This is a genomic window from Flavobacteriales bacterium (assembly GCA_013001705.1).
In the GTDB taxonomy this organism is placed as follows: Bacteria; Bacteroidota; Bacteroidia; order Flavobacteriales_D; family JABDKJ01; genus JABDLZ01.
Genome location: JABDLZ010000280.1, coordinates 1 through 11,478, shown reverse-complemented (window position 1 = coordinate 11,478; position 11,478 = coordinate 1). Strand labels below are relative to the sequence as shown.

The 11,478-nt window shown below is 49.9% G+C and carries 10 protein-coding genes; 8 read left to right on the top strand and 2 right to left on the bottom strand.

The window, feature by feature from the left end; all coding sequences use genetic code 11:
* A partial coding sequence (locus tag HKN79_11200) for a T9SS type A sorting domain-containing protein (GenBank protein NNC84133.1) occupies positions 1-1,064 on the top strand: 1,064 nt, incomplete at its 5' end.
* Between the two features lie 53 nt (positions 1,065-1,117).
* Here HKN79_11200 and HKN79_11195 read toward each other — a convergent pair.
* On the bottom strand, positions 1,118-1,801 hold the full coding sequence (locus HKN79_11195) for an RNA methyltransferase (GenBank protein NNC84132.1): 684 nt from the start codon (positions 1,799-1,801) through the stop codon (positions 1,118-1,120).
* Positions 1,802-1,921: 120 nt separating this feature from the next.
* On the opposite strand from HKN79_11195, the gene HKN79_11190 reads away from it, so the two are divergent.
* The 7 genes from HKN79_11190 to HKN79_11160 all read left to right on the top strand — a co-directional run bounded on the left by HKN79_11190 (position 1,922) and on the right by HKN79_11160 (position 10,826).
* Entirely contained in the window at positions 1,922-4,366 is a 2,445-nt protein-coding gene (locus tag HKN79_11190; GenBank protein NNC84131.1) for a BamA/TamA family outer membrane protein, read from the top strand.
* A 65-nt stretch (positions 4,367-4,431) separates the two neighbouring features.
* Entirely contained in the window at positions 4,432-5,490 is a 1,059-nt protein-coding gene (locus HKN79_11185; protein NNC84130.1) for a class I fructose-bisphosphate aldolase, read from the top strand.
* A 25-nt stretch (positions 5,491-5,515) separates the two neighbouring features.
* Positions 5,516-6,364 (top strand): acetyl-CoA carboxylase carboxyltransferase subunit beta, encoded by an 849-nt coding sequence (locus HKN79_11180; protein NNC84129.1) that lies wholly within the window; start codon positions 5,516-5,518, stop codon positions 6,362-6,364.
* An 83-nt stretch (positions 6,365-6,447) separates the two neighbouring features.
* Entirely contained in the window at positions 6,448-6,717 is a 270-nt protein-coding gene (gene rpsO / locus HKN79_11175; protein NNC84128.1) for a 30S ribosomal protein S15, read from the top strand.
* Between the two features lie 140 nt (positions 6,718-6,857).
* A complete protein-coding gene (locus tag HKN79_11170; GenBank protein NNC84127.1) occupies positions 6,858-8,987 on the top strand; it encodes a polyribonucleotide nucleotidyltransferase in 2,130 nt (709 codons plus the stop codon).
* 151 nt (positions 8,988-9,138) lie between these two features.
* Positions 9,139-10,008 (top strand): RNA polymerase sigma factor RpoD/SigA, encoded by an 870-nt coding sequence (locus HKN79_11165; protein ID NNC84126.1) that lies wholly within the window; start codon positions 9,139-9,141, stop codon positions 10,006-10,008.
* A gap of 155 nt (positions 10,009-10,163) precedes the next feature.
* Positions 10,164-10,826 (top strand): ribulose-phosphate 3-epimerase, encoded by a 663-nt coding sequence (locus tag HKN79_11160; GenBank protein ID NNC84125.1) that lies wholly within the window; start codon positions 10,164-10,166, stop codon positions 10,824-10,826.
* A gap of 8 nt (positions 10,827-10,834) precedes the next feature.
* Here the strand turns inward: HKN79_11160 and HKN79_11155 are convergent.
* The coding region (locus tag HKN79_11155; protein ID NNC84124.1) for a T9SS type A sorting domain-containing protein at positions 10,835-11,478 on the bottom strand (644 nt) is incomplete at its 5' end.

Sequence of the window (11,478 nt, the reverse complement as noted above, 5' to 3'; positions counted from 1 at the left end):
GCGGTGTACTGGAGCGCGTCTGGACCGTGATCGATGACTGCGGGAACTCGGATTCGGCCAATCAATATATCACTCTGACAGATGATACTTCTCCGGAATTTGTGGATCCTCCTGGAGATACTTCGGTCCCTTGTCCGGATAGTGTCCCTGAGGCATCAGAACTTGATGCCACAGACAATTGTACCGATGATGTAGCAGTGGAATACCTCGGTGAAACTCAATCCGATAACGTGATCACACGCACCTGGAAAGCCGTTGATGATTGCGGAAATACGAGCTATCATTCTCATACCATCACTATCGAAGATGATTGTCTGAACTGTCCTGAGTTCGATCATTGCCCGGTCGACCTGACTAAATCATTCGATCCTGTAAACGGTGTGAGGGATAGGGTACAGTTGAAATGGTACAAGTATTCGCCTCAAGTAAAATATAGCGATGACGATGCTGCGGCATGTGATATCCTGGTGCGTGAGAAGCGATATCTGGATCCCCAGACCGGAAACGTGACAGGGCCACCGATCACTGACCCTGAGACCATCATTCTGACGGATGTCAAGAAATACCATCCCGATGGAAGCCCACGGTCCATATATAAGTGGCCGGTGAGATTCAGAGCAGAAGGAGCCAATAATGCAAAGCGTGTCAAACCCAATATGCGCTATGAATGGCAACTGCGTTGCGCATGTCAGCATGGAGCGGGACCGGAATCCCCTTGGTCAGAATGGCGCATCTTCAATACTCCGGACTTCGATCCTGTGACGGGTATCTATACCGAGCAGGCAGGCATGAGTTCGGGTGAGAGCGAGGGTAAATTGCTCGAGACTACAGCACTGGATGTAGATATCTATCCCAACCCTACCGAAGGCTTGCTCTATCTGCAGACAGACCAGACTGCCTTGGATGTTCAGATCATCGCCTTGGATGGCAGTGTCATTCTGAATGAACGGCTCATAGGCGCAAAAATGCAGATGGACTTGGATGGACTTGCTGATGGAATGTACCTGATGAGGTTCAGTTCAGAACAGAACACTACAATGCGCACCTTGATCATAGGTCGCTAGAAAAATTCCGACCATACTAGCCAAAGAGGGGCCCTGTTTCAGGGTCCCTTTTTTTATTCGCCAGAACTGCGGTAGATCCAGTCCATACAGATGCCGGCTGCTATGGCCACATTGAGGGATTCTGCCCGGCCCGAGCCAGGGATGGTCACCTGGCGATCAGCTGACTCCATGAGGGACTCACGCACGCCTTGACCTTCGTTACCGACTATAAGTATGCCGGATCGGCCAGCCCGGCTGCTGTGTATGCTTTCACCTTCCATCAGCGTGACGGCCAAGGGAATGTCGTCACGCTTTGCGGCTTGTATCAGGTCCTCCGCTTCCATCCGTATGACAGCTACGCGGAATAGAGCACCCATACTTGCTTGGATCACTTTCTGGTTGTACTCGTCCACCGTATCTGGACTGCAACAGATGGAATCCAGGCCATACCAATCCGCAATACGCAGAATGGTCCCTAGGTTTCCCGGGTCACGGACGCGATCCAGATAGAGGGTCCACCTCCCTTTCAGTGAGAAATCCTGTTCCCTAGGTTCGGGTCTCCTCAGGACAGCGATCACCTGATTGGGACTTCGCTGAGAGGACATACGCTCCAGATCCTTGACCGAGACGACATGCACCTGAACTCCTTCTATCGATTGGATATCAGTGTCTTGCGTATCCCAGTCGGCCAGATGGTAGATCGACCGGATGTCGGCTGAAGCTTGGATGGCCTCTCGCACCGATCTATCCCCTTCCACCGTAAAGAGCCCGCTTTGTTCTCGGTATTTTTTTTGATGAAGTGACTTGACTTCCTTCAATTCGCTTTTACTCAACATATTTGCGTCAGAGGATATGCGCTAAAATAGGCTTGCCCAGCATTGTTCAAAAAAAATCACATACTCATAGCAGCTGGATTGCTCCTCTTTTCGAGCGCGTGCAGCCCCACCAAGCGGCTCAGCGAAGGAGAATACTTGCTGGATAAGAACGAGATCCACGCGCAGGGTCTCAAGGTGAGCAAGGATGAACTGAATGAGATCATCCGCTTGCAACCCAACCGTAAGATCCTCCCTTGGACACGCTTCCATCTACACATGTACAATATCCCTTCTGATGAGCGACTGGCCAAGGCCCGCAGGCGGAAGAACGAGCGACTGGCCAAGAAGAATGCAGAACGGGCAGAGAAAGGCAAGCCGCCCAAAGGACCGGGCAAGACCAAGTGGGAATGGCTCAAAGAAGTGGTAGGCGAACCTCCTGTGATCCTGGATACTGCACTGGTCCGCTCCAGTACGCGCCAGCTTTCCACCTATCTGGTCAAGAAAGGCTACTTCGTCAATACAGTTCGGGATAGTATCGTTCTTAGGCCCAATAAACAGATGGCCACCGTCCATTATCTCTTTGATTGGGAGCCTCCGTATCGCATAGATTCCATCGAGGTGGTGGTAGAGGATGAGAAACTGGAACGCTTGGTCGATGCTGCTTTCAAATTCAAACATGTCTCTCCCGGTCACCGCTTCAACGTAGACGCCCTCTCCAAAGACCGCAATCGCTTGAATCGCATCATCCGGGACAATGGATATTTCCTGTTCTCCAAGGAATACATCAGCTATGAGGTGGACAGTACCCAAGCAGGTCGCAAGGTGGATCTGACACTACGGGTGGAGAATCCACTCGCTCAGACTGAGGGCGACACCCTCAATCACCACAAGCGATTCAAGATTGGGCGCGTGATCTATCGCTACGAAGGGGCACCGGAGACGATGCAGGATACCATAGTCGATGGAGGCTATTACTTCATCGGGACCGCATACTATCCGCTGAAGACCAAGGTGCTCACACAGAATACCTTTATCAGACCGGATACCTATTACAGTCAATCCGATGTGGAATTGACCTACAGGCGCTTGACAGGACTCTCGGCAATGAGTCACCTCTCGATCAATATCGAGGAGTATGGCGAGTATTTAGATGTCTTCATCACGCTCAAACCGGCCCGAAGACAAAGCTTGGCTCTGGAGACACAGGGCACCAATACCGGGGGATTCTTAGGGATAGAAGGGGATCTGGTCTATAGGCATAGGAACATCTTCCGTGGGTCAGAGACCATGGAGATCAGACTCAATGGAGGACTGCAGGCGCAGGCGCTCATCACCGAGAGCAATACCTCTACGGAGGATATCGATGCAGATAATACCCGCTTCAATACCCTGGAGTTCGGACCCTCCTTGAGTTTCCGATTCCCGAAATTCTTGCTGCCCATCGCTCAGGAGAGTTTTGCAAAGAGCGCCAATCCGAGCACCTTGATCACTGCCAGTTATAATTTCCAAGACCGTCCTGATTTCACGCGAAATCTATTGAGTACCCAATTCGGATATGAATGGAAGGAGTCTGCAACCAAGACCCATCAGATCAACCCCCTGGAGATCAGCGTGATCCAGATCGATAATTCCGAAGAATTCCAAGCGCGCCTGGATGAACTGAACGATCAATTCCTCAGTGATGCCTATCGGGATCATTTCATCACGGCTTCTACCTACACCTTCACCTATAACGAACAGAATGAGCCCAAGGGGAAGAATCTCTTCTACTTCAATGGACATGCTGAGTTAGGCGGGAACATTCTGCGGAGTATCTACAGTCTGAGTGGCCAGGAGGAGGACAGTACAGGTGCCTACAGCATTTTCGGCATCCGATTCAGTCACTACGTCAAGGGACAGACGGATGTGCGCTTCTATCGCATCCTCGATTCCAAGCGCACAGTGGCCACGCGCTTTGCGGTAGGGGTGGGGGTACCTCTGACCAATTTGAATGTATTGCCTTTCTCGGAGAGTTTCTTCGGTGGAGGCGCCAATGGACTGAGAGCCTGGCAGGCACGTACTATCGGTCCAGGCGGATTCTTCGAGCCAGTGGTCACCTATGACAAGATCGGGGATATCATCATAGAGACCAATGTGGAATACCGATTCAATCTCATCGATTACTTGGATGGGGCCTTTTTTGTAGATGTAGGGAATATCTGGCTACTCGAGCCCGATGAGCTGCGACCAGAGGGGGATTTTGCCTTCGATCGCTTTCTCAGTGAGATGGCATTTGGAGTAGGGACCGGGCTGCGTATCGATTTCAACTACTTCCTGATCCGATTCGATCTGGCGGCCCAGTTCAAGGATCCTTCACTGGCCCCCGGAGAGCGATGGATCTTCCAGGATAAAGACCAGTATAACGCCTTGATCGAGGAATACAATGCAGGTCTGGAACCCGGAAGTACTATGCTACGTCCCTATAATCTGCAACTGAATTTCAACCTAGGTATCGGCTATCCCTTCTGATATAGAGGCTCTATAAATGTTTACTTTTGTCCACCTAACAATTCACTACCGAACGGACTATTACTATGGCTGAATCAAGGATTACCGAACTATTGGGAGATCAGGCGGATTACCTGCTCCAACACACCAGCAAGACCATTTCTAAAGACTCGCTACAAGCTCCGAGTGGGGACTTTGTGAGTGAACAGTTCATGCACAGCAATCGCTCACCGCAGGTGCTAAGGAATCTAGAGGCGATATACAGCCATGGAAGACTCGCAGGAAGTGGGTATATGAGCATCCTGCCGGTGGATCAAGGTATCGAACACTCTGCTGGATCCTCCTTCGCACCCAATCCGATCTATTTCGATCCGAAGAACATTATCGAATTGGCGGTAGAGGCCGGCTGTAATGCAGTAGCATCCACCTTCGGAGTTTTGGCATCTCAGTCACGTAGATATGCCCACAAGATCCCTTTCGTGGTGAAGATCAATCACAATGAATTCCTTTCGCTCCCTGCCAGTTATGAGCAGATTCAATTCGGATCGGTCGAGGAAGCATGGAATCTAGGTGCTGCGGCCGTAGGGGCCACTATCTATTTCGGATCGGAAGGGTCCAATCGTCAGATCATAGAGATCGCGGAGGCCTTTGAGCGCGCCCATGAGTTGGGTATGGCGACCATCCTCTGGTGCTATACACGGAATTCTGCCTTCAAGAAGGACGGTACGGATTATCATACCTCTGCCGATCTTACCGGCCAGGCCAATCATCTGGGTGTCACCATACAGGCAGATGTCATCAAACAGAAACTCCCGACCAACAACGGAGGTTATCCGGCCATCGATTTCGGAAAGACCCATGATAAGGTCTATTCAGAACTCACCTCTGGTCACCCGATCGACCTGTGCCGCTACCAAGTGGCCAATTGCTACATGGGGAGGATCGGATTGATCAATTCAGGAGGAGCTTCTGGAGGGGAGAGCGATATGTCTGAGGCGGTTGCCACTGCGGTGATCAACAAGCGTGCAGGAGGACATGGGCTGATACTCGGACGTAAGGCCTTCCAGCGCCCGATGAAGGAAGGAGTAGAGCTGCTCAACGCAGTGCAAGATGTATATTTAGATAAAAGCATAGACCTTGCCTGAAGAAAACGAACAAGACGAAGGACGTATGTCCGGCTGGTTCAAGCGGATCAAAGAAGGGATAACTACGTCTACGCGTGAGAAGAAAGAGACCCCTGAAGGTCTATGGTACAGCTGTCCCAAGTGTAAGGCCGTCACCTCTTCTGAAGAACACAAGGAGAACCTGAGTGTATGTGTCCAGTGCGACCATCACGAGCGTATTTCGGCCGAGGATTATTTCGCTATCCTCTTCGATGATGGAAGCGTGGATGAATTCGCAACAGAGATCGAGTCCGGTGATCCGCTCAAATTCGAGGATACCAAGAAGTATTCTGAACGGGTCAAGGCCACTCAGAAGAAGACCGGACTCAAGGACGCCATTCGCACCGCATACGGAGAAGTGGACGGATGGCCACTCGTGGTGGCAGCTATGGATTTCAAATTCATCGGGGGTTCCATGGGCTCGGTGGTAGGAGAGAAGATCGCTATGGCCATCGATGAGGCCATCACGCGTAAATGCCCCTTCATGATCATCTCCAAGTCAGGAGGTGCTCGTATGATGGAGGCCGGATACTCCCTTATGCAAATGGCCAAGACCTCTGCCAAGCTCAGGCAGCTGAGTGATGCTGGGCTACCTTATTTCTCCTTTCTGACCGATCCCACTACGGGAGGGGTCACAGCCTCTTTTGCCATGCTGGGTGATCTCAATTTCGCAGAACCCGGAGCATTGATCGGATTTGCCGGACCGCGGGTGGTCAAAGAGACTATCGGTAGGGACCTTCCTAAAGGCTTTCAGCGCTCCGAATTCGTGCTCGAACATGGATTCCTGGATTTCATCGTCCACCGCAAGGAATTGAGACAGCGTATCGCCCAGCTGATCGAGATGCTCGAGAAGTGAAAATTCGGTTGACCGAGCACATTCTTATCCTATCTTTGCGCCTCCGTAACGGATAGCATAACAATCATTAAAACAATATTGGCATGTACCTTACACCAGAAAAGAAACAAGAGATATTCAAGAAATACGGCAAGTCCGGTTCAGATACCGGATCGCCTGAAGGTCAGATAGCCCTGTTCACACACAGGATCAACCACTTGACCGAACACCTGAAGAAGAATAAGAAGGACTATAATACCGAGCGTTCATTGGTCCTTTTGGTAGGTAAGCGCAGAAGACTCCTCGATTACCTGATCAAGAAAGATATCACCCGATACAGGGAGATCATCAAAGAACTTGGAATCAGAAAGTGATAGCAGCAACGCATCACGAGTATGAATGACACTTGAAGGGGAGGCTTTCTGAGTAAAGGCCTCCTTTTCTTTTGCCAAAAGATTTTATCAATCCATATAAATCGTCATTGCAAAGGGCAGTGACACATTACACATAAACGATGCATATAGTAAATAAGACCATCAATCTCGGTACGGGTGAGCCCATCCACATCGAGACTGGTAAACTGGCCAAGCAGGCCGATGGATCCGTAGTGGTCCGACAAGGAGACACGATGCTCCTAGCAACCGTAGTATCCAACAAAGAAGGATCCGATGTGGACTTCCTTCCACTGACAGTCGAGTATCGAGAAAAGTATTCTGCTTCAGGAAAATTCCCAGGCGGATTCTTCAAAAGAGAATCAAGACCTGGAGAACCTGAAATTCTGACTGCACGACTAATTGACAGGGCTCTAAGGCCCATGTTCCCAGATGATTACCACGCTGAAACTCAAGTCATAGTTCAACTTGTATCAGCGGATAAGGAAAACATGCCCGATGCCATAGCTGGTCTAGCAGCTTCTGCTGCACTGGCCGTATCTGATATTCCCTTCAATGGTCCCATCTCCGAGGTGAGGGTAGCACGTATCGATGGTAAGTTCTCCATCAATCCTAGCTACGAACAACTAGAGAAAGCCGACATGGAAATGATCGTTGCCGGAACGATAGATAACATTCTCATGGTAGAGGGTGAGATGCAAGAGGCAACAGAGGATGAAATGGTCGAAGCCATTCAAGTGGCTCACGCTGCTATCAAAGTGCAATGTCAGGTGCAGATGGATCTGGCCTCTGAGGTAGAGAAGTCCAAGGTCAAGAGAGAATACTCTCATGAGACCCACGATGAAGACCTGAAGAAGAGGATCTTCGACTTTGCTTTCGAGAAATGTAAAGAAGTAGCTCGCAGAGCATCTGAAAAGGATGAACGTAGAGAGGCATTCAATGCGATCAAGGAATCATTTGAAGAGACCTTGACGGAAGAAGAATTAGAGGAGTACGATAAACTGATCGGAACATATTTCGGAAAGGCCAAAAAAGAGGCAGTCAGACGAGTGATGTTGGATGAGAGCATCCGCTTGGATGGTCGTAAGAACGATGAGATTCGACAGATATGGACCGAGGTAGACTATCTTCCAGGTGCCCATGGTAGTGCTGTCTTCACACGTGGTGAGACTCAGGCCCTCTGTTCTCTGACCCTAGGCTCCAAGTTGGATGAGCAGAAAATCGATTCTGCCACCATCGAACGCAGCGATGCTTTCATGCTTCACTACAACTTCCCACCATTCAGTGTGGGAGAAGCACGATTCTTGAGAGCTGCTAGTAGGAGGGAGATAGGTCATGGTAACTTGGCGCTAAGAGCCTTGAAGCCCGTTATTCCATCTGCTCCTGAAAATCCCTATACGATAAGGCTGCTTTCCGATATCCTCGAATCCAATGGTTCATCATCGATGGCCACCGTATGTGCCGGATGTCTGGCCTTGATGGATGGAGGTGTCCAGATCAAAGAGATGGTCTCCGGAATTGCTATGGGGCTGATCACCGATGGTGAGAAGAACATGATCCTTTCCGATATCCTAGGTGATGAGGATCACCTCGGAGATATGGACTTCAAAGTGACCGGTACGGAGAAAGGAATCACCGCATGTCAGATGGACATCAAAGTGGATGGACTTTCTACCGACCTGCTCAAGGAGGCATTGTATCAAGCGCGCGAAGGTCGTCTGCATATTCTCAATGAGATGAAGAAGACCATGGACAAGCCAAGTGAGGATTACAAGGACCATGCACCACGTATCATCTCATTCATGATCCCTAAGGAGATGATCGGACCGGTCATCGGTCCGGGTGGAAAGATCATCCAGGAGATACAGGAGATCACAGAGACCACAGTCGTGATCGATGAGATCGATGGTCAAGGTAAAGTGGATATCGTATCCAGCGACAAGGCATCTATCCAGGCTGCCGAGAAGCGCATTAAGGATATCGCATTCCCGCCTAAGGCTGAGAAAGGAGAGGTCTATGAAGGTAAGGTCAAGTCGATCATGCCTTACGGTGCCTTCGTAGAAGTAGTACCGGGTACTGATGGACTCCTACACGTATCTGAGATCGATTGGAAGCGCGTGGAGAAGGTAGAAGACTACCTGAAGGAAGGAGACATGGTCAAGGTGAAGGTGGTAGACATCGACCCGAAGACCGGTAAGCTCAAGCTTTCCAGAAAAGTGCTCATCGAGCGTCCTCAACGTGAGGAGGCCTGATAGACTACCTATCATAATTCATTCGAAGGATCCGGTCCACAATGGGCTGGATCCTTTTTTTATATCCAGAAGTTCTATTCTCCATTCTCTGTAACCAAATCGCCTGTATCCCGTTCAATAGAGGGACTACGATTTATTGTGCAGAGAGAGTATGAGACAACTGAAAATCACTAAGCAGGTCACCAATCGTGAGACTGCGTCCCTTGAAAAATATTTACAGGAGATCGGCCGTGTGGATCTGATCACCGCTGAAGAAGAGGTAGAACTCGCTAAGCGGATCAAAGAAGGCGATCAGAATGCATTGGAACGCCTGACCAAGGCCAACCTTCGCTTCGTGGTCTCTGTATCCAAACAATACCAGAATCAAGGACTGACCCTACCTGATCTGATCAACGAGGGCAATCTCGGACTGATCAAGGCCGCTCAACGTTTCGATGAGACCCGCGGCTTCAAATTCATATCCTATGCGGTATGGTGGATCAGGCAGAGTATCCTTCAGGCATTGGCAGAGCAATCGCGCATCGTGCGACTACCCTTGAACAAGATCGGCAACATCAGCCGTATCAATAAGGCCTTTGCGCAACTGGAGCAGGAATACGAGCGACCACCTACCATCTCTGAACTAGCAGAAGTGCTGGAGATGACCTTGGATGATGTGAAACAGACCATCCGCAATTCCGGTCGCCATGTGAGTATGGATGCACCCCTCAGCGATGATGAATCCAGCAGCGGGGACATGTATTCCGTCATGAAGGATGACGACCTACCGGATCCTGATGAGAAGGTCATGGATGACTCCCTCAAAGCCGAGATCAATCGATGTCTACATACCCTCACCGATAGGGAGCGGGATGTGATCATCCTCTATTTCGGACTCGGAGGAGTGGAATCTTGCACATTGGAAGAAATCGGCAAACGATTCGATCTGACTCGTGAGCGCGTACGCCAGATCAAAGAGAAAGGCCTACGCAAGCTGAAAAGCGCCTCACGCAATGAGAATCTCAAGCAATATCTAGGCTGAGATTATTTTGAACACTAGAGAACAGGAAAAAGGCACTGCATCGCGGTGCCTTTTTTATTTCCCCTTATAGAGGTGGGGTGAAGATCGAATTCTGCAAGCAAGAGAGAGGGTATCGGGATCGAGAGCCTCCTATCTTTGCACTAGAATTACCTATCATGTCCCACATCATCGCCCCGTCCATTCTAGCCGCTGATTTCGCCAATATCCAACGCGATGTGGAATTGGTGAACAGGAGTGAGGCTCAGTATCTGCACATCGATATCATGGATGGAGTATTCGTCCCCAATATCTCCTTTGGGATGCCGGTCATGAAGGCCATGACACAACACTCGACCAAGGTCAACGATGTGCACCTGATGATCGTGGATCCCGATCGCTATATCCGCACCTTCAAGGAATGTGGTGCCGATATCCTCACGGTGCACCAAGAAGCTTGCACGCACTTGCATCGCACGGTCCAGGCGATCCATCAAGAAGGCATGAAGGCCGGAGTGGCCTTGAATCCCCATACACCTGTACAGGTACTCTCTGAGATGCTCAATGATATCGACCTGGTCTGTCTGATGAGTGTCAATCCCGGTTTTGGCGGTCAGAAGTTTATCGAGAATACCTACAGCAAGATCAAAGAACTCAAGGCCCTCTGTCAGATGAAAGGAGCACAGGTAGAGATAGAGATCGATGGTGGAGTCACCGTGGAGAACGCTCCCAGACTCCTAGAGGCCGGAGCTACCGTTTTGGTGGCAGGCAGTACAGTATTCAAAAGTGCAGATCCAATAGCGACAGTAGGCCAGCTAATGGCTGCTTCTCTCAGTGTATGATACACTCGCTATTCGATAACAAGTGTGGATCGATACAGTTCATCGTCCGGAGATAGACCAACAATGACATAAGTCCCTCGATCGAGATCTCCAAGGTCGAATTGTCTATTTCCATTTCCCAGGACCAATTGCCTTACCATTCTCCCTGAAAGGTCCAGAACATGGAGTGTAGATTGAATGTCCGCCTCGATCATGATCGGACCTGAACTGGGATTGGGATAGATGTCCAAGGACTCGAATTGTATTTCATCCAGACTACTAACGATCTCATTCCAACCCTCTACGTTGTCGTTCAATACACCATTGCTGACATAGAAAGTCGCTCCACCTCCTGCGTGATTATCTGTCAGATTCAAATAACTGGCCTCGACCGTTCCGCTGCTCTTGTAGAAGAATGCTTCTTCTCCCGGACTGCTACTTGATATAGTGATCATCTCACTGGCGGTACCATTCAGATCGAAGTTCTCTGCAGTGACATGTCGACCAGCTTGTATGGATAGATCTGTACCCGGTAGAACTTGATAGGTATCGCACCAGGTCCATCCGTGAACGAATGCATTGTCTCCACTGTGGATCACCGTAGCCAAGGTATCGTATCCACCGCTCAATGAACCCTCTACCATGACGGTAGAATTAGTGTAATCTACTGTGA